This is a genomic window from Rhizobium sp. P1_C7, from assembly GCF_056406295.1.
On record NZ_JBFUAL010000022.1, the window covers coordinates 47307 to 70025 of the forward strand.

The window sequence follows — 22719 nt, forward strand, 5'->3', positions numbered from 1 at the left end:
CCAGCATGGCGCGCCAGTGTGCAGGTGTTCCGTTGTAGCATAGCTGTCATGTCCAGGGGGACGTGGGCCATGGCGCAGCTTGAAAAGCGTAATCAGAACCTCCACTTGTGTCTCAAGTGAGAGTGTGGCCGGTCCAAATCGGCCGCGCCAGAAGAGCCCGGCAACGGGACGATGGAAAGGAAATAAAATGACGAAGAAAACGTCAGTTGCGAGCATCGCGTATCCGGTTTTGCCTCTGCGCGACATCGTGGTCTTCCCGCATATGATCGTGCCGTTATTCGTCGGCCGGGAAAAGTCGATCCGTGCCCTTGAAGAGGTCATGGGATCCGACAAGCAGATCATGCTCGTCACGCAGATCAATGCGAGCGACGACGATCCGGAACCCTCTGCTATTCACAAAGTCGGCACTGTTGCCAATGTACTGCAGTTGCTGAAGCTGCCAGACGGAACCGTCAAGGTTCTCGTCGAGGGCCGTGCACGCGCGGAAATCGACGCTTATACGGATCGAGAAGATTTTTACGAAGCGCTCGGCCATGTGCTTGAGGAGCCGCATGACGATCCTGTCGAGCTTGAGGCGCTGAGCCGCTCGGTCGTGTCCGAATTCGAAAGCTACGTAAAGCTCAACAAGAAGATATCGCCTGAGGTTGTCGGCGCTGCGAGCCAGATCGATGATTATTCGAAGCTTGCCGATACGGTGGCTTCGCATCTGTCGATCAAGATCACCGAAAAGCAGGAGATGCTGGAAACCACCAGCGTGAAGGCACGCCTCGAAAAGGCGCTCGGCTTCATGGAAGGTGAGATCTCGGTCCTTCAGGTCGAGAAGCGTATCCGCTCGCGCGTCAAGCGCCAGATGGAGAAGACCCAGCGCGAATACTACCTGAATGAACAGATGAAGGCGATCCAGAAAGAGCTCGGCGACGGCGAGGAAGGCCGCGACGAGATGGCTGAACTGGAAGAGCGCATCGCCAAGACAAAGCTGTCCAAGGAAGCCAAGGAAAAGGCCGATGCCGAGCTGAAGAAGCTGCGGCAGATGAGCCCGATGTCGGCCGAAGCGACGGTCGTCCGCAACTACCTCGATTGGCTGCTGGGCATTCCGTGGAACAAAAAGTCCAAGGTCAAATCTGATCTGAACAATGCCGAGAAGATCCTCGAAGCCGATCACTTCGGTCTCGACAAGGTCAAGGAACGCATCGTCGAATATCTGGCGGTGCAGGCCCGTGCGTCCAAGATCAAGGGTCCGATCCTGTGCCTCGTCGGCCCTCCCGGCGTCGGCAAAACCTCGCTAGCCCAATCGATCGCCAAGGCGACCGGCCGTGAGTATGTTCGAATGGCGCTTGGCGGCGTTCGTGACGAAGCCGAAATCCGCGGCCACCGCCGCACCTACATCGGTTCGATGCCCGGCAAGGTCATCCAGTCGATGAAAAAGGCAAAGAAGTCCAACCCGCTCTTCCTGCTCGACGAAATCGACAAGATGGGCCAGGATTTCCGTGGCGACCCGTCGTCGGCTCTGCTCGAGGTGCTGGACCCGGCTCAGAACTCGACCTTCATGGATCACTACCTGGAAGTCGAGTACGACCTCTCGGACGTGATGTTCATCACGACGGCGAATACGCTGAACATTCCGGCGCCTTTGATGGATCGCATGGAAGTCATCCGTATCGCCGGCTACACCGAGGACGAAAAGCGCGAGATTGCCAAGCGGCACCTGCTGCCGAAAGCCATCAAGGAACATGCGCTTCAGCCGCACGAATTCTCGGTCAGCGATGATGCCCTGATGGCGATCAGCCAGCAGTACACCCGCGAAGCCGGTGTTCGTAATTTCGAGCGCGAATTGATGAAGCTCGCCCGCAAGGCGGTCACCGAGATCATCAAGGGCAAGTCGAAATCCGTTCATGTCACGGCCGAAAACATCGACGACTATCTCGGCGTTCCGCGCTTCCGCCACGGCGAAGCCGAACGCGAGGATCAGGTCGGCGTTGTCACGGGTCTTGCGTGGACGGAAGTCGGCGGCGAACTGCTGACGATCGAAGGCGTGATGATGCCGGGCAAGGGTCGCATGACCGTTACCGGCAACCTGAAAGAAGTCATGAAGGAATCGATTTCCGCAGCGGCATCCTATGTTCGCTCGCGTGCCGTCGATTTCGGCATCCAGCCGCCGCTCTTCGACAAGAGCGACATCCACGTGCACGTGCCGGAAGGCGCGACGCCGAAGGACGGTCCGTCGGCCGGCGTCGCCATGGCAACCGCGATCGTCTCGATCATGACCGGCATCCCTGTGAACAAGGATGTGGCCATGACCGGTGAAATCACTCTTCGGGGTCGCGTTCTGCCGATCGGTGGGCTCAAGGAAAAGCTGCTTGCGGCGCTTCGCGGCGGCATCAAGAAGGTGCTGATTCCGGAAGAAAACGCCAAGGATCTGGCGGAGATTCCGGACAACGTGAAAAATAACATGGAGATCATCCCGGTGTCCCGCATGGGCGAGGTGATCAAGCATGCTCTGATCCGCAGACCGGAGCCGATCGAGTGGGATGGTACGGTGGAAACCCCGGTCATCGCGACGGTCGAAGGGCTCGATGAAACGGGCGCAACCATAGCTCACTGAGCCCTGTTTGCCACATTCGTGCCAAATTGCTTAAAAACCCTGAAAAGGCTGGCGTTTTCGCCAGCCTTTTTTTGTGAAAACCACGTGTAGGCGCTTGCATTTCCTTTGGTTGCAGGGTCTTTGGGGTTCGGCGGGCCTGATGAACCTTATTCTGCGCCTAGCTTATAGATTTGAGTCGTTTCGAACCATTTAGAAAGGGGTGGAAACATGAACAAGAATGAACTCGTGTCCGCAGTTGCCGAAAAGGCAGGACTCTCGAAGACCGACGCTGCTTCTGCAGTTGATGCAGTTTTCGAAGTTGTCCAGGCTGAACTCAAGGGCAAGGGCGACGTTCGCCTCGCTGGTTTCGGTAGCTTCACCGTTTCCCATCGCGCTGCCACCAAGGGCCGTAATCCGTCCACCGGCGCAGAAGTCGACATTCCGGCTCGCAACGTGCCGAAGTTCACGCCCGGCAAGGGCCTGAAGGAAGCCGTTAACGGCTGATAGGTTTTCTTGGCTGCCGGGTAACGAGACCGGCAGCGCAAGTCATTCGAAGGGTTCGGCGCAAGCCGGACCCTTTTCGCATTCCAAGGACCTTGCCGTCGCCGCGACTCTGAACTACGCAATTGGACGTTCTCAGGGCGGGTTGAGACTCCCCACCGGCGGTAAGAGCATCTGCTCAAGCCCGCGAGCGCCTTGCCGGTCAAAGCGGCAAGGGATCAGCAGATCCGGTGTGATTCCGGAGCCGACGGTTTTTCCGGATGAAAGAGAATGAGCAAAGCGCATGAAGGGCAGGGTCTGCCTGGCGTCGGTCGTTGTGCTCATGCGTCCTGATTTGTGTTGGTCTTTTTGTGTGGATGAATGACATGAATCAGACTTCCCTTGCACTTCCCGCATCGCGTGCCGTGGCGGGAGCTGGCTGGATGGTGCTTGCTGGAATTGCCTTCGCGACCCTCAACGTCGTTACGCAATGGCTGACGATGAAGCTTGCATTTCCATCGGCTTCTACGGCCTTCTGGCAGTATGCATTCGCGCTCGTTTTTTCGCTACCGTTCCTCAAGAAGGTCGGTCTCCCAGCGATGCGGACGCGCTATCCTTGGCAGCACGTCAGCCGAGTAGCCTTGGCGGCACTTGGCGTCCAGGCCTGGATTGCCGGGCTCGCTGTTGTGCCGATCTGGCAGGCGATTGCATTGGTGATGACGTCGCCATTCTTCATCATCATGGGCGCAAGGCTCTTCCTTGGAGAGGAGGTAGGCGCCGCTCGCTGGGCAGCAACGGGATTAGGCTTCGCTGGCGCAATGATCATCCTGCAGCCATGGTCGGACGGTTTCACCTGGGCAGCCTTCCTGCCGATCCTCTCTGCTCTCCTCTGGGGCGCTTCATCGCTCATCACCAAAAGTCTAACGGGCATAGAGCGACCCGAGACGATCACGGTGTGGCTGCTGGTCCTTCTGACGCCGATCAACGGCGGCCTTGCGCTCGTCGCGGGGTTCAGCGTGCCGACGGGGCTGGCGTTGGCTCTGTTCCTCGCCGCAGGACTGCTAACGGCCATGGCGCAGTATTTCCTGACGCTCGCCTACGCCGCCGCCGATGCAGCCTATGTGCAGCCATTCGACGATCTCAAGCTGCCGCTGAATGTTCTGGCCGGCTGGCTCTTCTTTGGGTACGCGCCGGCGGGCTACCTGTGGCTCGGTGCGTTGTTGATTCTCGGCGCGTCGCTTCTCATCATGCGAACCGAGATGAAGCGCGAGCGCTAGCGCGGCGCCTGACCGCCGGCTAAAAAAGTCAGCTCTTGTCATGCCGCTGTTACGACCGTCGCGCACAACGCACGGGTTCGACATTTCGACGCAGGGGGATTTCATGACAACCTTTTCGCGCAAGGCAGCGCTTGCTGCCGTGTTCCTGACGTCCGTTGCCCTTCCGGCAACCGCAGAGCCGGTCTTCAACCGCATCGCATCCTTTCCGGTGGCGTCCAACCTGCCTGCCGACAAGGACAAGCTCTCGACCACTTCGGCGGAGATCGTCACCGCCACGGATGATGGCATGACGCTGATCTACAGCGACAGCCCCTTGGGCGCGATCGGCTTCGTGGATATCTCCGACGCCGCGTCGCCGAAGGCTGGTGGCGCCTTGATGATGGACGGTGAACCGACATCCGTTGCATCAGCAGCAGGCAAGGCCCTGGTCGCGGTCAATACCTCGAAGAGCAAGGCAACACCGTCTGGCCGTCTGGCGATCGTGGACGTGGCGTCGAAGAAAATCGAAGGCACCTGCGAACTCGGCGGACAGCCGGACTCCATCGCACTCAACAAGGACAAGACACTTGGTGCGATTGCCGTCGAGAACGAGCGTGACGAAGAGGTTAACGAGGGCAAGATTCCGCAAATGCCGGCGGGGGACCTCGTTCTCTTTCAGGTTAAGAATGGGGCTGTCGATTGTGCTACCATCCAGCATGTCTCACTCACCGGTCTCGCGGGTGTTGCACCCGAAGATCCAGAGCCTGAGTTCGTTTCGTTCAACAGTCAGAACGAAATCGCGTTGACGCTGCAGGAGAACAACGAGATCGTCATCATCGACGCAACGACCGCCAAGGTTAAGACGCACTTTACCGCCGGCGGCACCGATCTGGCCGGCATCGACACCAAGCGCGACGGCGCGCTGAGGTTCACCGGCGAGCTGAAGGGCGTTGCGCGCGAGCCTGACGCCGTAAAATGGTTGGACGACGACCGTCTGGTCGTGGCCAACGAAGGCGATTACCAGGGTGGTTCGCGCGGCTTCACGATCTTCGACAAAACAGGCAGGGCTCTCTACGAATCCGGGGCGTCCTTCGAGCGCGCGGTCGCAAACATCGGTCACTATCCGGAGAAGCGTTCGGCCGCCAAGGGTGTCGAGCCTGAAGGCCTTGAAGCGGCGACCTTCGGCGGCCAGCCCTATTTCTTTGTGCTTGCCGAGCGCGCCTCGGTCGTCGGCGTCTTTAAGGACACGGGTGCGGAGCCTGAACTCACCCAGTTGCTTCCATCCGGCGTTTCACCTGAAGGAGCCGTCGCCATACCTGCCCGCAACCTCTTTGCCACGGCAAATGAAGTTGACCTGGGGGAAGACGGCGGTCCGCGCTCGCATGTCATGCTCTACGAGTTCGCAGAAGGTGCAAAGTCCTATCCGCAAATCGTCGCTGCCGAGAAGGATGGCAACCCGGTGGGCTTTGCAGCTCTCTCAGGGCTAGCGGCGGTGCCGGAAAAGCCGGGCCATTTGTTTGCCGTCAGCGATAGCGTTCTCGGGATGCAGCCGACAATCTACACGATCGACGCCACCACGAAGCCGGCCGTGATCACCGAGGCTCTGACCGTCAAGCGCGATGGCCAGCCTGCCCAGAAACTGGACATCGAGGGCATCGCGGTCGACGAAAAGGGCTGGTTCTGGCTCGCGTCCGAAGGCAATAGTGAAAAGCTGGTGCCGCATGCGCTCTATCACGTCAACCCGAAGGGAGAGATCAAGGAGGAGATCGCGCTGCCCAAGGAGTTGACGGACAACGAAATCCGTTACGGCTTCGAGGGTGTGACGATTGTCGGCTCCGGCGATGACGCTACACTTTGGATGGCGGTGCAGCGGGAATGGAAGGACGACGAGAAGGGTTTCGTCAAGCTCGTGTCCTACAGGCCGAAGAGCAAGGAATGGGGCGCCGTCCGTTACCCGCTCGACAAGTCCGCGGCGGGTTGGATCGGCCTATCTGAGATCTCCGCCCACGACGGCAGCGTCTATATCATCGAGCGGGACAATCTCATCGGCGATACCGCAAAGCTAAAGAAGCTCTATAAAGTCGCAATCGCTGACCTGAAGCCCGCCAAGCTTGGTGGCGAGCTGCCGGTCGTCAGCAAGGTCGAAGTCCATGACTTCCTGGGGGAACTCAAAACAGCTACCAACGGCTATGTGCTCGACAAGCTCGAAGGATTTGCCTTCGACGCCTCCGGCAAGGCCTATGCGGTAACCGACAATGACGGCGTTGACGACTCGTCCGGCGAAACACTGTTCTTCCCGGTCGACCTCGTCGGCATCAACTGAGAACAGGTCCGATGGAAGTGAGAATGGCCGGGTAGAACTCGGCCATTCCCAGTTTAGATCGCGGAGATTACCACCGCTGGTGCACATGCGGAGCAATAAGCCGCTCGTAAATGTCACGTGTGGCTTCCATCACGTCATGAGACAGTGGCGCAAGGCGGGCCGCTGCTGCATTGGCCCTGGCCTGCTCTTCGTTGCGCGCGCCGGGGATGACGACGGTCACGGCGTCGCTCATGAGGATCCAGCGGAGCGCGAAGGCAGCCATCGATGCGCCGGCAGGAACGAGCTTGCGCACTTCCTCCACTGCCTGGAGGCCGACTTCGAATGGCACGCCGGCAAATGTCTCGCCGACGTCGAAGGCTTCGCCGTGACGATTGAAGTTGCGATGATCGTCACTCGCGAATTTCGTCTGGCTGGTGATCTTGCCGGACAGAAGTCCGCTTGCGAGAGGCACGCGTGCGATGACCGCGATGTTTTTCCGGCGGGCCTCCTGGAAGAACAGATGGTCAGGTCGCTGGCGGAAGATGTTGTAGATGATCTGGATGCTCACGACGCCCGGATACTCGATCGCCTTCAATGCCTCCTCGACCTTCTCAACGCTTACGCCGTAGCCCATGATCTTGCCGGCTTTCTGAAGTTCGTTCAGTCCCTCGAAGACCTCGGGACGATAGAGAACATCCGTCGGTGGGCAGTGAAGCTGTACCAGATCCAGGCAATCTGCACGCAGGTTCGCGCGGCTGCGATCGATGAAGCTCTCGATACTGGCCTTGGTGTAGCCATCGGCCACGTGCGGGCTGAGTCGGCGCCCGGCCTTGGTTGCGACCATGGGCCGCCCGCCGCCACGGCTTTCCAGCACGTCGGCGATGATCTTTTCCGAGCGACCGTCGCCGTAGACGTCTGCGGTGTCGATGAAGGTCATGCCGGCATCCAGCGCCGCGTTGAGCGCAGCACGCCCGTCCGCCTCGCTGACATCGCCCCAGGCGCCGCCGATCTGCCACGCACCGAAGCCGATATTGGTGACGGTGTGGGGCAGGTGGCCGAAAGAGTGCTGCTTCATGGAAATCCCTCCGCGTGATCAGTTGACCCGGCACTAGCAGCGGGCCGGTCGGTGGGCAAGCTGTTGCGGCGGGAGATGGGGCACGATTCCGTTCACGTCGCTTTATTATTTTTGAAAAGCTGGCGTGCGCCTGGGCGACGGGAAAAGCGTACTCTGTGTGACCCACGCTGTGTTCTATGCCTTGCGCTCGGCTGAGCGAAACAGATCAATGCGCAAAGGAAAGGACGATGGAGACCAAATCTCCCGGATCGCGACCTTCGATGAAGGCGCCTGCGGAATACTTCACGGGCGCCGTCCGCCAGGACCCGCTGATGGAAGCGCCGGAGCTTGCTCGGGTGAGGCGGTCAGCGTCGCCTTCCAGCCCGGCGCGCGGACTGCCTGGCATACGCATCCTTTGGGAGAAACGCTAATCGTCACGTCGGGAAGGGGCTTGGCGCAGAGCTGGGGCGGCTAGATCCGGGAAATCCGGGCGGGAGATACCGTCTGGTTCGCGCCTGGTGAAAAGCACTGGCACGGCGCCGCGCGGCAAACTGCAATGGCGCACATTGCCATCCAGGAGACCCTAGACGGCAACGCTGCCGACTGGATGGAATACGTCAGCGATGACCAGTACGCCGGAAAGGACTGAGGCGGTCTAAAGGCGCTTCAGGCAATACGAAAAATGCGCGTGTGATTCGACGGTCAGAAACTCGAATTGCCAGCCATAGTCCCTGCAGAACTTGGTCACGGCCTCGACCACGCCATAGACGATTGGCTTGACGGTGTTGCCTGTGCAGAAGTCGTGACCCGCAATTCTGCCGGTGTGCCTGACCTTCTTCTCGCACAGCAGTAGCTCTTGCCACGTCAGCTCGAACGAGTGATCCGTGTCGATATAGGCCCAGTCAAGGAAATCGTCCTCGAACTCCGCAAGCTTTTGGAGTGACGTGCCTTGCATTAGATGCAGTTGGCCGGCCTCGATCTGATGCTTGAACTGTGTATGGATCCGATCAAGCCCGGAGCTGTATCGATCCATGCTCCACGGATCGATCAGGTAAAGCTGGGCCGGACGGTTCTTTTCGAGAATCTCGGCCGTATATTCTCCGAATGCGGCGCCCACCTCTACGCCGATGCCGCCATTCGGGATGCGATAGAGCAGTTCGCCCCGGTCTGGAAGCAATCGTGCGTTTTCCATGTGGTGGGCAGCAAGCTGGGTTCGCGGCATGCTCGCCCGTTGTGCCTGCCGTTCCTCGCGTGTTTTCATGATGCTGTCTCGGATGCTGATAATGTGGGCTGGCGAGCCATGCTGGCTCAGGCGCAGACCCTTATAGCCAACCCGGGCCGATCTTGGCTAGCCACAGCGGGCTCGCACAGCGTCGCGGCCCCCCGGGGCTCAGAAAGGTGGAACATCAGAAACCGCGGGGTTGCGGTATTTGGTGTCAATTATCTGTAGATCAGCCAGTCCTTCGGCACGTGGGAGATATTGGCAACGCCGTGAACGGAAACGCTGTCGCCGCCTGAGGCCTTCGCCATACCGAGCGCCTGCTCGGCAAATGTCATAAGGGCATCTGCAGCACGCGCCTGTTTGGACATGCAAATCCCGACCGAGAATGAAAGGAGGGCGGCCTGCTTGCCTGAAACAGGATGAACGATGGGCATGCCCTTCAGCCGATCGCGAAGCCCATCGACAAGCCGCATGACCTCCGTCTCGTCGGCGGTTCGAAAAATGAAACCGAATCGTCCGCGATCGAATCGGCAGGCAAGATCCTCGTTACCGAACATCGGCTGGATCAGGGCGCCGATCTTCTTGAGTACCGGTTCGATCAGATTTGGTATGGCGGTGATTGCCTCGTATCGGTCGAGTTCCGCAAAGGCGATCCCGCACAAATCGGGAAGCCCTGACTTGTCATAGACTTTTGCCATTTCCTTGTTGAACATTCGCCGATTGCCCAATCCGGTTAGGGCATCGGTGAATTTGGCGGCCTCGGCAGCCGCTGCCTCACGCTGCACCTGCTCGAGCTTTTGAGACTTCTCGACGACCTTGGAGGCGAGCATCGCGCTCTGGGCCTCACGGTCATGCGTGGCTGTGCTCACCGATTTGAGCGACTGCTGGAGTGCGGTCTGGTCTGATGGATTGCTTGAATCAAATACGCGCGCCGCCTGACTGATCACGGTGCCGTATCGGGTCAAGGCCGACTTTTCCGCGTCCAGCAGTGTCAAGATGCTCTGCAGCTCCTCCCGGACCTGGCCGGAGCGACTCTCCAGCAACCCGCCCTCGTAGTGATGCGGCAGATACCGACGGCCGAGCCTATCCAAGGCATCCTGCGTTCTGGCTGTGCCAAGCGATCTGAGTTCGCGCGCGAGATCCGGGCTGTTGCCCGTCATTGCCTCAAAAACGAGCTCATAGTTTCGTGGCAGCCCCTCAATTCCCAGTTGCTGCATAATCGTTGCAACACGAAAGGCTACATGCGTGGTCGAATTCCCCGTAGGCTGCATCAGATGCTCTCCAAAACGACTTCATGTTCGCGACTGACGGTCGATTGCTTTACGCCAATGTCTAATGCTCGGTGGCTTTGCTAGGCAATCTCGGGGGAGAGACTGCAACACAACGGCCGTCGGGCACATGCTAAAATGCGAGATTTCGGCCAAACGACCTGAGACGGGGTCCTGCCGGGACGCGAAGAAATGCGAAAATAACCGCGGCGCGTCATGCACAGACGGGTAAGCAAGCGGAAATTATGAGCTGATCTCAATTAAGACGAAGTAAATGCAAAAAATCATCAACAGCTGCGGTGCCAGTGAGACAGCCGCAAGCCTACCTGAGGATCGATGAAACTCGACAAACTTGGGAAAAAATGGTGGGCGATGAGAGACTCGAACTCCCGACATCCTCGGTGTAAACGAGGCGCTCTACCAACTGAGCTAATCGCCCTTCGCGAAGTCGGTCCGTATGGTCCGCCGCGTTGGTGGCCGTGATCTATGCGGATCGCGTGGAAACCGCAAGAGTGTTTGTGAAGATTTTTTGATTTTTTTGAATACGCATCGTCATTTGTCTTTGTTGCCCGCATATCGGGCTATGGAAAATCGGGGGAAGCGGCCGCGGGATTGCGCCGCTGGTCAAAACGGCGATGCGGTGTTCCTATATGAGAGGCCCCCGATTCACTCACCTCTTCTCGCCGTTCGCAAACAAATCGCGGACTGTCATCGTTTTGTATCCAAACCTGCTTGACACTCAAATGCGAACCCCTTAGTTAGCCGCTCATCGAAGCGGCAAGCCTGCTTTGACAAGGATGCGAAAGCCTCCGGATTGCTTGAAATGAATGCGGGTGTAGCTCAGTTGGTTAGAGTGCCGGCCTGTCACGCCGGAGGTCGCGGGTTCGAGCCCCGTCACTCGCGCCATTTCAAAGCAAGTGCTGAAAAGCGGTCCGGGTATCGTGTCCGTAATGCGCGGGTGTAGCTCAGTCGGTTAGAGTGCCGGCCTGTCACGCCGGAGGTCGCGGGTTCGAGCCCCGTCACTCGCGCCATTCTCTACAAATTCCAGAACTTTCCTCCGCCAGATGTCTTCGACGCAAGTGTCAGACGAAGGTTGGCGCGTCTCCTGCGTACGCGGCCTTTCGCTTGAAGCCATGCAATATCCGATGGGCTGGCATGCACTTGAATCAACTTCTGTGGATTTGTCGCGACATCATTGCATCTGCTTGATAATGTCGCACATCGACTGCTCGAATTGACCGTCTAGAGTCTTGCGCCGTGGCTCCGGCTGCGCTAACCACGGCTTGTTGCAACGCACGTTCGCTTGCCGGGCAAATGCCCATTCGCGCCTCCCGGCGCAGCCGGCAAGCAGGGATGAACCTGATGACTGGACTGCTCAGTTCCTATATTCCGATCGCCATTTTCATTGCTATCGCCCTTGTGATCGGCCTGTCGCTCCTGATTGCGCCTTTTGCCGTTGCTTACAAGGCGCCCGATTCTGAAAAGCTTTCGGCCTTTGAATGCGGCTTCAACGCATTCGATGACGCTCGTATGAAGTTCGATATCCGCTTCTACTTGGTGTCGATCCTCTTCATCATCTTTGACCTTGAAGTCGCCTTCCTGTTCCCGTGGGCCGTTTCTTTCGGCGCGATCGGGTGGTTCGGCTTCTGGTCCATGATGGTCTTCCTCGGTGTGCTGACCATCGGCTTTATCTATGAATGGAAAAAGGGAGCCCTGGAATGGGAGTAGCCCAAAGCGACAAGGCGCTCGTCGCGCCGCATCCGAAAGGCGTGATCGACCCGGCAACGGGCAAGCCAATCGGCAGCGACAGTGCTTTCTTCGGCGAAATCAACGATGAACTGGCCGACAAGGGCTTTCTCGTCACGTCGACCCGCGATCTGATCACCTGGGCGCGCACGGGCTCGCTGATGTGGATGCAGTTCGGTCTCGCCTGCTGCGCGGTCGAAGGCCTGATGCAGGTTTCTGGTCCGCGGTATGACATGGAGCGCTTCGGTGTCGCTCCGCGCGCCTCGCCGCGCCAGTCGGACGTGATGATCGTTGCCGGCACGCTGACCAACAAGATGGCGCCTGCGCTCCGCAAGGTCTATGACCAGATGCCGGAGCCGCGTTACGTCATCTCGATGGGGTCATGCGCAAACGGCGGCGGCTACTATCACTATTCCTATTCGGTCGTGCGTGGCTGCGACCGTGTCGTTCCTGTCGATATCTACGTGCCGGGCTGTCCCCCCACGGCAGAAGCACTGCTCTACGGGGTGCTGCTCCTGCAGAAGAAGATCCGTCGAACCGGTACGATCGAGCGCTAAGGCGGAGGACTGTTATGAGTGAAGCCTTGAGCGAACTGTCGTCGTATCTCCGAGAGATGCGCGGCGACCTGATTGTTGATGCGTCTATCAGCCACAATGAACTGACCGTGAAAGCAACGCCGGAAACGATTCTGGCCCTGCTGACTTTCCTGCGCGACGACGTACGCTGCGGTTTCATCAGCATGATCGACATCTGCGGTGTTGACTGGCCTCAGCGCGAGAAGCGCTTTGACGTTGTCTATCACCTGCTGTCGCCGAAACAGAACCAGCGCATCCGCATCAAGGTTGCCGTGGCCGACGGTGAATCGGTGGCGTCGGCGACATCGGTCTACAAGGGTGCCGAGTGGTTCGAGCGTGAAGCCTGGGACATGTACGGTATTCCCTTCTCCGGTCATGCAGACCTTCGCCGTATTCTCACCGACTACGGTTTCGAGGGGCATCCGCTGCGCAAGGACTTCCCGACGACAGGATACGTCGAGGTGCGTTACGACGATGCCGCCAAGCGCGTCGTCTATGAACCTGTCGAATTGAAGCAGGAGTTCCGCAATTTCGATTTCATGTCCCCTTGGGAAGGCACGGACTACGTGCTGCCGGGAGACGAGAAGGCGGGGAAATAACGATGAGGCTCGTATCTCTTGATGCCTCTCGGTTCGCCGTCTTATGCCAATTGCCAGCGCGGAGCGCGTCGCTATGACTGAACATAACGTTCGCAACTTTACGATCAATTTCGGACCGGAACACCCGTCCGCGCACGGTGTTTTGCGTCTCGTTCTTGAACTCGACGGCGAAATTATCGAGCGCGTCGATCCGCATATCGGCCTTCTGCATCGCGGCACTGAGAAGCTGATCGAATCGAAGACCTATCTGCAGGCCGTTCCCTATTTCGACCGCCTCGACTACGTCGCGCCGATGAACCAGGAACATGCCTTCGCGCTTGCCGTCGAGAAGATGCTGAAGCTCGAAATTCCGATCCGCGGTCAGTTGATCCGGGTTCTCTACTCGGAAATCGGCCGTATCCTGTCGCACATCATGAACGTCACGACTCAGGCCATGGACGTTGGCGCAATGACGCCGCCGGTCTGGGGCTTCGAAGAGCGTGAAAAGCTCATGGTGTTTTACGAGCGCGCCTGCGGCGCCCGCATGCACTCGGCCTACTTCCGCCCTGGCGGCGTCCATCAGGACATTCCGCCGGAACTGGTTGAGGATATCGGCAAGTGGTGCGATCCTTTCCTGAAGATCCTGGACGACATCGAAGGCCTGCTGACCCACAACCGCATTTTCAAGCAGCGCAACGTCGACATCGGCGTCGTCTCGTTGGAAGATGCATGGTCCTGGGGCTTCTCTGGCGTCATGGTTCGCGGTTCGGGCGCTGCATGGGATCTGCGCCGTTCGCAGCCCTACGAATGCTACAACGACATGGAATTCGATATCGCGATCGGTAAGAACGGTGACTGCTACGATCGCTACCTGATCCGAATGATTGAAATGCGCCAGTCCGTCCGCATCATGAAGCAGTGCGTCGAGCGGCTGATGGGCGATGCGAAGACCGGACCGGTGTCGTCGATCGACGGTAAGGTCGTGCCGCCGAAGCGCGGCGAGATGAAGCGCTCGATGGAAGCGCTCATCCACCATTTCAAGCTCTACACCGAGGGCTATCACGTGCCGGCCGGCGAAGTGTACGCGGCCGTCGAAGCGCCGAAGGGCGAGTTCGGCGTGTACGTCATCTCCGACGGCAGTAACAAGCCTTACCGCTGCAAGATCCGCGCACCGGGCTATGCTCATCTTCAGGCGATGGATTTCCTCTGCAAGGGCCATATGCTCGCGGACGTGACGGCTGTTCTCGGCTCGCTCGACATCGTGTTCGGCGAGGTCGACCGCTGATGCGTCTGCTGCCGCTCGTTGCTGTTGTTCTTCTCGCTGCATCCGGGGCTCACGCCCAGGACGTTGGTGGAATGGGTCCCAAACTGGGCCAGGAGGAGGCAACGCCGCCGACGGCAAAGGCTTCCATGGGCGAGTTGCTGTCCAAGGGCTATGAAATCAAGGCCGCCGTTCCGAATGGCGGCAAATTCGTTGTGTTTTTGCAAAAAGACCAGTCGGCCTACGCTTGCGAGATGAAGTCTCTGACGGCATCGCAGTGTGGGACCCTAAACTGACAAGGCGTGAGGAAGAATGTCCGTTCGTCGACTAGCCGAAGATCAATTCCAGCCAGCCGCGTTTTCCTTCAGCGAGGAAAATGCCGCCTGGGTGGATAAGACGATCCAGAAATATCCCGCGGGCCGTCAGCAATCGGCGGTCATTCCGCTATTGATGCGGGCTCAAGAGCAGGATGGCTGGGTCACCCGCGCCGCGATCGAAAAGGTCGCGGACATGCTGGATATGGCTTACATTCGTGTCCTCGAGGTCGCGACTTTTTACACCCAGTTCCAGCTGAACCCGGTCGGGACGCGCGCTCACATTCAGGTTTGCGGCACCACGCCCTGCATGCTGCGCGGTTCGGAAGGCCTTATGTCGGTCTGCAAGAGCAAGATCCACCATCATCCGTTCGCGCGCAATGCCGAAGGCACGCTGTCTTGGGAAGAAGTCGAATGTCTGGGGGCATGCGTCAATGCGCCGATGGTCATGATCGGCAAGGACACCTTTGAGGATCTGACGCCGGAACGCCTGGAAGAGATCATCGATACGTTTGACGCCGGCAACGGCGCGAGCATCACGCCGGGCCCACAGATCCACCGCCACTTTTCGTCGCCCGAAGGCGGTCCGACGACGCTGACGGATGCAGAGCCCAAGGCGAAGAAGGCTTCCGCCAAGAAGGCTGTAGCCGAAGCCGCGACGGCAAAAGTCGACGCTGCGCCAGTTCCTCCGTCTGAAGCCGCTCGCCCGAAAAGCACCGACGCTGAGACCAACGCTGCACTGAAGACGCCGGTAACGGCGCCGAAGGCCGCCGCGAAGAACGTCAAGGCTGTCGAGGAACAGGCCGCTGCGGCAGCCGTCGTTATGCCTGCAGCAACGGCAGAGAAGCCTGCGCTCACCGACAAGAACCGTCCGGCAGGAATCGACAAGCCTGCTGCTCCGGACGATCTGAAGCTGATCGCGGGCGTTGGTCCTAAGATCGAAGGTACGCTCCACGAACTCGGCATCTTCACCTTTGCGCAGGTCGCGAGCTGGAAGAAAGCCGAGCGTGAATGGGTCGACGGCTACCTGAACTTCAAAGGCCGCATCGAGCACGACGATTGGGTCAAGCAGGCCAAGGCGCTCGCCAAGGGCGGTGAAGCGGAATATATCAAGGTCTTCGGTAAGAAGCCGCGGTAAGAGGTGAAGCATGTTACAAGATAAAGACCGCATCTTTACCAATATCTACGGCCTCAAGGACAAGTCCCTGAAGGGCGCGATGAGCCGCGGCCACTGGGATGGCACCAAGCAGATCCTCGAAAAGGGTCGCGACTGGATCATCAACGAGATGAAGGCATCAGGCCTTCGCGGACGCGGTGGCGCAGGCTTCCCAACCGGTCTCAAGTGGTCCTTCATGCCCAAGGAAAGCGATGGCCGACCGCACTACCTCGTCGTCAATGCCGACGAGTCGGAACCGGGCACCTGCAAAGACCGCGACATCATGCGCCACGATCCGCATACGCTGATCGAAGGCTGCGTGATTGCGAGCTTCGCCATGGGTGCGAATGCAGCCTACATCTACGTGCGTGGCGAATACATCCGCGAACGCGAGGCGCTGCAAGCCGCGATCGACGAATGCTACGACTACGGTCTGCTGGGCAAGAGCAACAAGCTCGGCTACCCCATTGATATCTATGTTCATCACGGCGCCGGCGCCTACATCTGTGGCGAAGAGACCGCCTTGCTCGAAAGCCTCGAAGGCAAGAAGGGCCAGCCGCGTCTGAAGCCGCCGTTCCCGGCAAACATGGGCCTCTACGGCTGCCCGACGACTGTCAATAACGTCGAATCGATCGCAGTTGCTCCTACCATCCTGCGCCGTGGCGCTGGCTGGTTTTCTGCACTCGGTCGTCCGAACAACGTCGGTACAAAGCTGTTCATGCTCTCCGGCCACGTCAACAAGCCGTGCACGGTCGAAGAGGAAATGGGCATCACCTTCCGTGAACTCGTCGACAAGCACGCCGGCGGTATCCGCGGCGGTTGGGACAACCTGCTTGCCGTCATTCCGGGCGGTGCGTCGTGCCCGATCGTTCCTGCCAAGGACATCATCGATTGCCCGATGGACTTCGATGGTCTGCGCGCGGTCGGTTCCTCCTTCGGAACGGCCGCCTCGATCGTCATGGACAAGTCTACCGACGTCATCAAGGCGATCGCCCGCATCTCTGCTTTCTTCAAGCACGAGAGCTGCGGCCAGTGCACGCCGTGTCGTGAAGGTACCGGCTGGATGTGGCGGGTCATGGAGCGCATGGCAAAGGGCAACGCCCAGAAGCGCGAAATCGACATGCTGTTCCAGGTTACCAAACAGATCGAAGGCCACACTATTTGTGCGCTCGGCGATGCCGCTGCGTGGCCGGTGCAGGGCCTGATCCGTAATTTCCGTCCTGAGATCGAAGCACGCATCGACCAGTATACAGCGAGCGCGATGGATCACGGTGCGGTTCTCGAGGCCGCAGAATAAGGCTGATGATGACGAAGGCGCCCGACAGCACTGATAAGGAAGGAGCGGTCGATTTTTCGGCTGACTTCAGCCGTCTTGCTGCCGAGATGCTGGAAAATGCCCGCGCATTGCCGTTGCCGCCGCTTATGGTCAATCCGGCTGCGGCGATGGCCGCTGCGACAGCGATCGGTTTCGGGTTTTCGTCCCAGATGGCTGGCGCGTTCTTCGGCGCCCTGCAAGGCGCGATGGAAGCCTCCAACAAGCTGAAGGCCGTTCTCGATGAGACGCCGCCTGAAGAGGCGAAGCCTGAAATCGTGGTCAAGCCTGAGAACATTCGCTCGGCACCCGTAAGGAAAGTGGCGAGCAAAGTGAAACTGGTCGTCCCGGTGTCCGAGCCGGTCGCCGGCGTGGCGGCCACAAAGGCGAAGTCGACATCCCGGGGCCGGAAAGCGGACGATCTGAAGCAGATCCCGGGCGTCGGCCCGAAGCTGGAGCAGGTGCTGAATGCCAAGGGCGTCCGCACCTTCGGGGACATTGCCGCATGGACGGACGACGATATCGCCCGGATCGATGCAGAGCTCGGCTTTGGCGGCCGTATCGCACGCGATGGCTGGACGACACAGGCTAAGGAACTTGCGGCGAAGGGCCGGAAGCGGACTTGAATTTTCGGCCGACGTGAATGGGCCGAAGCAGACGCTAGGGCAGGATAGCGTATGGGCAGGGCCTCACGCTGCGAAGGCCGGGTGCCGATCCTTTGGGGTCGGAGGATAGAATTGGGACGATACCGGTGCTAGCGGGATAAAAATCCGGCCTGGCAGTGGATGCGTTGCAAATTAGGTTTGTTTGCCGCCATCCGGCAAACGGAAAACAGGACTGAGTGACGATGGCAAAACTGAAGATTGACGGTAACGAGATCGAAGTCCCGGATCATTACACCCTCATTCAGGCGTGTGAGGAAGCCGGTGCTGAAGTTCCGCGCTTCTGCTTCCATGAACGCCTTTCGGTTGCCGGCAATTGCCGCATGTGCCTCGTCGAGGTCAAGGGTGGCCCGCCGAAGCCGCAGGCATCCTGCGCTATGGGCGTGCGCGATATTCGTGGCGGCCCGAACGGCGAGCTGCCGGAGGTGTTCACCAACACGCCGATGGTCAAGAAAGCCCGCGAAGGCGTGATGGAATTCCTGCTGATCAACCATCCGTTGGATTGCCCGATCTGTGATCAGGGTGGCGAATGCGACCTGCAGGACCAGGCAATGGCCTTCGGCATCGATAGCTCGCGATATCAGGAAGACAAGCGCGCCGTCGAAGACAAGTACATCGGCCCGCTCGTCAAGACGGTGATGAACCGCTGCATCCACTGCACGCGCTGCGTTCGCTTTACGACCGAGGTTGCCGGCATTGCCGAACTCGGCCTGATCGGCCGCGGCGAAGACGCCGAGATCACCACTTACCTCGAACAGGCGATGACCTCCGAGCTGCAGGGCAACGTGGTTGACCTCTGCCCGGTCGGCGCGCTCACCTCCAAGCCTTTCGCCTTCACGGCACGTCCCTGGGAGCTGAACAAAACCGAATCGATCGACGTCATGGACGCGCTTGGTTCGGCGATCCGCGTCGATACGCGCGGCCGCGAAGTCATGCGCGTTCTGCCGCGCGTCAACGACCAGATCAATGAGGAGTGGATCTCCGACAAGAGCCGGTTCATCTGGGATGGCCTGAAGACGCAGCGCCTGGACAAGCCTTACGTCCGCAAGGGCGGGCGCCTGCAGCCTGCCACTTGGGCAGAAGCCTTTGGCGCGATCACGGCGGCTGTTTCGGCGACATCTGGCGAGAGGATCGGCGCGATCGCGGGCGACCTCGCCTCCGTCGAAGAAATGTACGCGCTCTCCGAGCTGGTGAGGTCGCTTGGTTCCGTGAACCTCGACTGTCGCCAGGATGGGACGGCACTTGATCCATCGCTCGGCCGCGCGAGCTACGTCTTCAATCCGACGATCGAAGGCATCGAGCAGGCTGACGCTCTTCTCATCATCGGCTCCAACCCGCGCTTCGAAGCGGCCGTTCTCAACGCCCGCATCCGCAAGCGCTGGCGTCGCGGCAACTTCCCGATCGGCGTGATCGGCGAGGGCGGCGAACTTCGCTACAATTACGAATACCTGGGCTCCGGTCCGGATACGCTGAAGGATCTGGTCGATGGCAACCATGCCTTCGCCAAGGTTCTGACGGAGGCCAAGAAGCCGATGATCATCATCGGCCAAGGCGCTCTTTCGCGCTCCGATGGCTCCGGCGTGCTCGCAAGTGCCGCAAAGCTCGCCGGCAATGTCGGCGCGGTCGTCGAAGGCTGGAATGGCTTTGCCGTCCTTCACACCGCAGCCTCGCGCGTCGGCGGTCTTGACCTCGGCTTCGTGCCGGGCGCAAAGGGCGTCAACGTTGCCGAAATGCTGACCTCGATGGACGTACTCTTCCTGCTCGGTGCCGACGAACTGAACTTCACGGCGAAGAAGGCGAAGCTCACGGTCTACATCGGCTCGCACGGCGACGAGGGCGCGCAGAACTCCGACGTCATTCTACCGGCTGCTGCCTACACCGAGAAGTCGGGCACCTGGGTCAACACCGAAGGCCGCGTGCAGATGAGCAATCGCGCCGGCTTTGCACCGGGCGATGCTCGCGAAGACTGGGCAATCATCCGGGCGCTATCCGACGTGCTCGGCAAGAAGCTTCCGTTTGATTCGCTTAGCCAATTGCGTGCCCGGCTGTATGCGGCGTTCCCGCATTTCGCAGCGCTCGACGAGATTGCCGAAAGCGACAGCGCCAAAATTGCCGCAGTTGCGAAAAAAGCCGGCAAGATGAACAAATCCGGGTTTGCGTCGCCTGTGAAAGACTTCTATTTGACGAACCCAATCGCGCGCGCTTCGGCTGTCATGGCCGAGTGCTCGGCATTGGCCCGCAACAACTTCAAAGTCGCGGCAGAGTAAGGGCAGGGGACTATGGAATCGTTCTTTTCAACATACGTCTGGCCCGGCCTCATCATGGTCGCTCAGTCGCTTCTCGTCCTCGTCTGCCTCCTCGTCTTCATCGCCTACATCTTGTTGGCCGACCGCAAGATCTGGGCAGCCGTCCAACTGCGCCGTGGTCCGAATGTGGTAGGTCCGTTCGGTCTTTTCCAGTCCTTCGCCGATCTTTTGAAGTTCGTCTTCAAGGAACCCGTAATTCCTGCCGGTGCCGACAAGGCTGTCTTCCTGCTTGCCCCGCTTGTGACCGTGCTGCTGGCGCTGTCGACCTGGGCTGTAGTGCCGTTTGCCGATGGCTGGGTGATTTCCAACATCAACGTCGGCGTTCTCTACATCTTTGCGATTTCGTCTCTCGAAGTGTACGGCGTCATCATGGGCGGCTGGGCTTCGAACTCGAAGTATCCCTTCCTCGGTGCGCTTCGCTCCGCTGCACAGATGGTCTCCTACGAAGTCTCCATTGGCTTCGTCATCGTCACCGTCCTGCTTTGCGTGGGTTCGCTGAACCTCACGGATATAGTTCACGCTCAGCAGAGCGGTCTTGGAACACGCCTCGGTCTGCCGGCGTCCTTCCTGGACTGGCATTGGCTGGCACTGTTCCCGATGTTCATCATCTTCTTCATTTCGGCGCTAGCTGAGACGAACCGCCCGCCCTTCGACCTTCCGGAAGCGGAATCGGAACTCGTCGCCGGCTTCATGGTTGAGTATGGCTCCGCGCTCTACATGATGTTCATGCTCGGCGAATACGCAGCCATCGTCCTGATGTGCTCGCTGACGACGATCCTGTTCCTCGGAGGCTGGCTGCCGCCGGTTGACGTGTGGTTCCTGAATTGGGTTCCGGGTATCATCTGGTTCATGCTTAAGTCGTGCCTGGTGTTCTTCATGTTCGCGATGGTCAAGGCATTCGTTCCCCGCTATCGCTACGACCAGCTCATGCGCCTCGGCTGGAAGGTCTTCCTTCCGCTGTCGCTCGCAATGGTCGTCATTGTTGCATTCGTGCTGAAGCTGATGGGTTCGTGATTATGCCGGCCCTCGTTTCTAGCAATTTTGGAGGTTGAAGATGGCAGGCTTGTCCAACGCTGTCAGCTCGCTGTTCCTGAAGGAATTCGTCAGTGCGTTCTGGCTGACCTTTCGGTACATTTTTAAGCAGAAGGCAACAATCAACTATCCCTTCGAGAAGGGTCCCGTCAGCCCGCGCTTCCGTGGTGAACACGCATTGCGCCGTTATCCCAACGGCGAGGAGCGCTGCATCGCCTGCAAGCTTTGCGAGGCGATCTGTCCTGCCCAGGCGATCACCATCGAAGCCGGCCCACGCCGCAACGATGGTACGCGCCGCACGGTGCGTTACGATATCGACATGGTGAAGTGCATCTACTGCGGCTTCTGCCAGGAGGCATGCCCGGTCGATGCGATTGTCGAAGGCCCGAATTTCGAATTTGCCACGGAAACCCGCGAAGAGCTCTACTTCGACAAGGCGCGGCTTCTGGAGAACGGCGACCGGTGGGAACGCGAAATCGCGCGCAACATCGCGTTGGACTCTCCGTACCGCTGATCGACTTGAAAATGCCGGAAGAGGCTGCACAGCGCGTCTTCCGGTCAATATGCACCTAGGCTTTGCTGGATATGTCCGCGCGAAGCTTCATCGGGCAGGGAAACTCCCGGCTGCCCGGGGGAAGATGAAAAAGGCACCAACATGGGTCTGCAGGCTCTTTTTTTCTATCTTTTCGCCTTCATCGCGATAGCGTCGGCGTTCATGGTTATCTGGTCGAAGAACCCGGTTCATTCGGTTCTCTTCCTGATTCTGGTTTTCTTTAACGCGGCTGGCCTGTTCCTGCTGCTCGGCGCCGAATTCCTGGCGATGATCCTGCTCGTCGTATATGTCGGCGCCGTGGCCGTTCTCTTCCTCTTTGTGGTCATGATGCTCGACATCGACTTCACTGAGCTGCGCGCGGGCGTTCTTGAATATGCGCCGATCGGCGCGCTGATCGGGGTGATCCTCGCGGCCGAACTGATCGTTGTCGTCGGCGGAACCGTCATTTCGCCGGAGGTCGCCAAGTCGGTCGCTATGCCGATTCCGGCCATCACCGTGCGGACGAACACCGCTGCTCTCGGCGATGTGCTGTACACGAATTACGTCTACTTCTTCCAGGTCGCCGGCCTCGTGCTGCTCGTTGCGATGATCGGGGCTATTGTCCTGACGCTGAAGCACCGGACGCACGTCAAGCGGCAGAACATTGCCGATCAGGTTGCCCGCAACCCGAAGACCGCCGTCGAGGTGGTCACGGTGAAGCCTGGGCAGGGTCTTTGAGGCAGGCGCGAGCTTAAGGAAAAATACAATGGTCATCGGACTTTCCCATTACCTGACGGTCAGCGCCATCCTCTTCACGCTCGGCGTCTTCGGCATCTTCCTGAACCGGAAGAACATCATCGTCATTCTGATGTCGATCGAGCTTATTCTGCTTGCGGTCAACATCAACATGGTTGCGTTCTCGTCGTTCCTGAATGACATCGTCGGCCAAGTCTTCGCATTGTTCATTCTGACCGTCGCTGCTGCTGAAGCGGCCATCGGTCTCGCAATTCTCGTCGTCTTCTACCGCAACCGCGGCTCCATCGCCGTGGAAGACGTCAATATGATGAAGGGCTGATAACGCT

General features: G+C 59.2%; 20 protein-coding genes, 3 tRNA genes, 1 pseudogene and 1 riboswitch. Of the genes and pseudogenes, 20 read left to right on the forward strand and 4 right to left on the reverse strand.

What is annotated here, in order from left to right:
• Window positions 1–187: 187 nt before the first annotated feature.
• The 4 genes from lon to AC1D2R_RS26195 all read left to right on the forward strand — a co-directional run bounded on the left by lon (window position 188) and on the right by AC1D2R_RS26195 (window position 6640).
• Window positions 188–2602, forward strand: coding sequence for an endopeptidase La (gene lon / locus AC1D2R_RS26180; RefSeq protein WP_477971934.1), 2415 nt, complete (start codon window positions 188–190; stop codon window positions 2600–2602).
• A gap of 207 nt (window positions 2603–2809) precedes the next feature.
• Window positions 2810–3085, forward strand: coding sequence for a DNA-binding protein HupB (gene hupB, locus AC1D2R_RS26185; protein ID WP_018900220.1), 276 nt, complete (start codon window positions 2810–2812; stop codon window positions 3083–3085).
• 124 nt (window positions 3086–3209) lie between these two features.
• A riboswitch (FMN riboswitch) is annotated at window positions 3210–3358 on the forward strand.
• Between the two features lie 80 nt (window positions 3359–3438).
• A complete protein-coding gene (locus AC1D2R_RS26190) occupies window positions 3439–4338 on the forward strand; it encodes a DMT family transporter (protein WP_477971936.1) in 900 nt (299 codons plus the stop codon).
• Between the two features lie 103 nt (window positions 4339–4441).
• Window positions 4442–6640, forward strand: coding sequence for an esterase-like activity of phytase family protein (locus tag AC1D2R_RS26195; protein WP_477971938.1), 2199 nt, complete (start codon window positions 4442–4444; stop codon window positions 6638–6640).
• A gap of 67 nt (window positions 6641–6707) precedes the next feature.
• On the opposite strand, the gene AC1D2R_RS26200 is transcribed toward AC1D2R_RS26195, so the two are convergent.
• Window positions 6708–7694: an aldo/keto reductase gene (locus AC1D2R_RS26200; RefSeq protein ID WP_477971940.1), complete on the reverse strand. Its 987-nt coding sequence runs from the start codon at window positions 7692–7694 to the stop codon at window positions 6708–6710.
• A 227-nt stretch (window positions 7695–7921) separates the two neighbouring features.
• Here AC1D2R_RS26200 and AC1D2R_RS26205 point away from each other — a divergent pair.
• Window positions 7922–8322, forward strand: a pseudogene (locus tag AC1D2R_RS26205) ((R)-mandelonitrile lyase).
• Between the two features lie 6 nt (window positions 8323–8328).
• On the opposite strand, the gene AC1D2R_RS26210 reads toward AC1D2R_RS26205, so the two are convergent.
• From AC1D2R_RS26210 to AC1D2R_RS26220, 3 genes are all read right to left on the reverse strand, one after another.
• Entirely contained in the window at window positions 8329–8934 is a 606-nt protein-coding gene (locus AC1D2R_RS26210) for a class I SAM-dependent methyltransferase (protein WP_477971942.1), read from the reverse strand.
• A gap of 179 nt (window positions 8935–9113) precedes the next feature.
• A complete protein-coding gene (locus AC1D2R_RS26215; RefSeq protein WP_477971944.1) occupies window positions 9114–10166 on the reverse strand; it encodes a GGDEF domain-containing protein in 1053 nt (350 codons plus the stop codon).
• Window positions 10167–10526: 360 nt separating this feature from the next.
• Window positions 10527–10602: transfer RNA gene (locus tag AC1D2R_RS26220), tRNA-Val, on the reverse strand.
• A gap of 390 nt (window positions 10603–10992) precedes the next feature.
• Here AC1D2R_RS26220 and AC1D2R_RS26225 point away from each other — a divergent pair.
• The 15 genes from AC1D2R_RS26225 to nuoK all read left to right on the forward strand — a co-directional run bounded on the left by AC1D2R_RS26225 (window position 10993) and on the right by nuoK (window position 22712).
• Window positions 10993–11069: transfer RNA gene (locus AC1D2R_RS26225), tRNA-Asp, on the forward strand.
• Between the two features lie 48 nt (window positions 11070–11117).
• Window positions 11118–11194: transfer RNA gene (locus AC1D2R_RS26230), tRNA-Asp, on the forward strand.
• Between the two features lie 331 nt (window positions 11195–11525).
• Window positions 11526–11891 (forward strand): NADH-quinone oxidoreductase subunit A, encoded by a 366-nt coding sequence (locus AC1D2R_RS26235; RefSeq protein ID WP_056537832.1) that lies wholly within the window; start codon window positions 11526–11528, stop codon window positions 11889–11891.
• Window positions 11882–12466, forward strand: a complete 585-nt coding sequence (locus tag AC1D2R_RS26240) for a NuoB/complex I 20 kDa subunit family protein (RefSeq protein ID WP_007789655.1) — start codon at window positions 11882–11884, stop codon at window positions 12464–12466. Before AC1D2R_RS26235 ends, AC1D2R_RS26240 begins: the two co-directional genes overlap by 10 nt.
• Before the next feature lie 14 nt (window positions 12467–12480).
• Entirely contained in the window at window positions 12481–13083 is a 603-nt protein-coding gene (locus tag AC1D2R_RS26245) for an NADH-quinone oxidoreductase subunit C (protein WP_477971947.1), read from the forward strand.
• Between the two features lie 73 nt (window positions 13084–13156).
• Window positions 13157–14347, forward strand: a complete 1191-nt coding sequence (locus AC1D2R_RS26250; RefSeq protein ID WP_477971949.1) for an NADH-quinone oxidoreductase subunit D — start codon at window positions 13157–13159, stop codon at window positions 14345–14347.
• Window positions 14347–14619, forward strand: coding sequence for a hypothetical protein (locus AC1D2R_RS26255; RefSeq protein ID WP_477971951.1), 273 nt, complete (start codon window positions 14347–14349; stop codon window positions 14617–14619). The genes AC1D2R_RS26250 and AC1D2R_RS26255 overlap by 1 nt, the downstream gene beginning before the upstream one ends.
• A gap of 16 nt (window positions 14620–14635) precedes the next feature.
• A complete protein-coding gene (locus AC1D2R_RS26260) occupies window positions 14636–15775 on the forward strand; it encodes an NADH-quinone oxidoreductase subunit E (protein WP_477971953.1) in 1140 nt (379 codons plus the stop codon).
• A gap of 10 nt (window positions 15776–15785) precedes the next feature.
• On the forward strand, window positions 15786–17090 hold the full coding sequence (gene nuoF / locus AC1D2R_RS26265; RefSeq protein ID WP_477971955.1) for an NADH-quinone oxidoreductase subunit NuoF: 1305 nt from the start codon (window positions 15786–15788) through the stop codon (window positions 17088–17090).
• 5 nt (window positions 17091–17095) lie between these two features.
• Entirely contained in the window at window positions 17096–17731 is a 636-nt protein-coding gene (locus AC1D2R_RS26270) for a helix-hairpin-helix domain-containing protein (protein ID WP_477971957.1), read from the forward strand.
• A 221-nt stretch (window positions 17732–17952) separates the two neighbouring features.
• The gene (nuoG, locus tag AC1D2R_RS26275) at window positions 17953–20034 is read left to right on the forward strand and encodes an NADH-quinone oxidoreductase subunit NuoG (RefSeq protein WP_477971959.1); all 2082 of its coding nucleotides are present in this window, start codon (window positions 17953–17955) and stop codon (window positions 20032–20034) included.
• A 12-nt stretch (window positions 20035–20046) separates the two neighbouring features.
• Window positions 20047–21087, forward strand: coding sequence for an NADH-quinone oxidoreductase subunit NuoH (nuoH, locus tag AC1D2R_RS26280; RefSeq protein WP_477971961.1), 1041 nt, complete (start codon window positions 20047–20049; stop codon window positions 21085–21087).
• Window positions 21088–21127: 40 nt separating this feature from the next.
• Window positions 21128–21619, forward strand: coding sequence for an NADH-quinone oxidoreductase subunit NuoI (nuoI, locus tag AC1D2R_RS26285; protein ID WP_037063430.1), 492 nt, complete (start codon window positions 21128–21130; stop codon window positions 21617–21619).
• A gap of 141 nt (window positions 21620–21760) precedes the next feature.
• Window positions 21761–22375, forward strand: a complete 615-nt coding sequence (locus AC1D2R_RS26290; protein WP_477971963.1) for an NADH-quinone oxidoreductase subunit J — start codon at window positions 21761–21763, stop codon at window positions 22373–22375.
• A gap of 28 nt (window positions 22376–22403) precedes the next feature.
• Window positions 22404–22712: an NADH-quinone oxidoreductase subunit NuoK gene (nuoK, locus tag AC1D2R_RS26295; protein ID WP_018900202.1), complete on the forward strand. Its 309-nt coding sequence runs from the start codon at window positions 22404–22406 to the stop codon at window positions 22710–22712.
• Window positions 22713–22719 lie beyond the last annotated feature (7 nt).

What these genes read in the sequence shown, in the direction of transcription:
- nuoG (WP_477971959.1), top strand. Translation starts at nt 17,953, where the DNA reads ATGGCAAAACTGAAGATTGACGGTAACGAGATCGAAGTCCCGGATCAT.
- nuoF (WP_477971955.1), top strand. Translation starts at nt 15,786, where the DNA reads ATGTTACAAGATAAAGACCGCATCTTTACCAATATCTACGGCCTCAAG.
- nuoI (WP_037063430.1), top strand. Translation starts at nt 21,128, where the DNA reads ATGGCAGGCTTGTCCAACGCTGTCAGCTCGCTGTTCCTGAAGGAATTC.
- AC1D2R_RS26215 (WP_477971944.1), bottom strand. Translation starts at nt 10,166, where the DNA reads ATGCAGCCTACGGGGAATTCGACCACGCATGTAGCCTTTCGTGTTGCA.
- AC1D2R_RS26200 (WP_477971940.1), bottom strand. Translation starts at nt 7,694, where the DNA reads ATGAAGCAGCACTCTTTCGGCCACCTGCCCCACACCGTCACCAATATC.
- lon (WP_477971934.1), top strand. Translation starts at nt 188, where the DNA reads ATGACGAAGAAAACGTCAGTTGCGAGCATCGCGTATCCGGTTTTGCCT.
- hupB (WP_018900220.1), top strand. Translation starts at nt 2,810, where the DNA reads ATGAACAAGAATGAACTCGTGTCCGCAGTTGCCGAAAAGGCAGGACTC.
- AC1D2R_RS26240 (WP_007789655.1), top strand. Translation starts at nt 11,882, where the DNA reads ATGGGAGTAGCCCAAAGCGACAAGGCGCTCGTCGCGCCGCATCCGAAA.
- AC1D2R_RS26270 (WP_477971957.1), top strand. Translation starts at nt 17,096, where the DNA reads ATGATGACGAAGGCGCCCGACAGCACTGATAAGGAAGGAGCGGTCGAT.
- AC1D2R_RS26260 (WP_477971953.1), top strand. Translation starts at nt 14,636, where the DNA reads ATGTCCGTTCGTCGACTAGCCGAAGATCAATTCCAGCCAGCCGCGTTT.
- AC1D2R_RS26235 (WP_056537832.1), top strand. Translation starts at nt 11,526, where the DNA reads ATGACTGGACTGCTCAGTTCCTATATTCCGATCGCCATTTTCATTGCT.
- AC1D2R_RS26290 (WP_477971963.1), top strand. Translation starts at nt 21,761, where the DNA reads ATGGGTCTGCAGGCTCTTTTTTTCTATCTTTTCGCCTTCATCGCGATA.
- AC1D2R_RS26195 (WP_477971938.1), top strand. Translation starts at nt 4,442, where the DNA reads ATGACAACCTTTTCGCGCAAGGCAGCGCTTGCTGCCGTGTTCCTGACG.
- nuoK (WP_018900202.1), top strand. Translation starts at nt 22,404, where the DNA reads ATGGTCATCGGACTTTCCCATTACCTGACGGTCAGCGCCATCCTCTTC.
- AC1D2R_RS26190 (WP_477971936.1), top strand. Translation starts at nt 3,439, where the DNA reads ATGAATGACATGAATCAGACTTCCCTTGCACTTCCCGCATCGCGTGCC.
- AC1D2R_RS26255 (WP_477971951.1), top strand. Translation starts at nt 14,347, where the DNA reads ATGCGTCTGCTGCCGCTCGTTGCTGTTGTTCTTCTCGCTGCATCCGGG.
- AC1D2R_RS26210 (WP_477971942.1), bottom strand. Translation starts at nt 8,934, where the DNA reads ATGAAAACACGCGAGGAACGGCAGGCACAACGGGCGAGCATGCCGCGA.
- AC1D2R_RS26250 (WP_477971949.1), top strand. Translation starts at nt 13,157, where the DNA reads ATGACTGAACATAACGTTCGCAACTTTACGATCAATTTCGGACCGGAA.
- AC1D2R_RS26245 (WP_477971947.1), top strand. Translation starts at nt 12,481, where the DNA reads ATGAGTGAAGCCTTGAGCGAACTGTCGTCGTATCTCCGAGAGATGCGC.
- nuoH (WP_477971961.1), top strand. Translation starts at nt 20,047, where the DNA reads ATGGAATCGTTCTTTTCAACATACGTCTGGCCCGGCCTCATCATGGTC.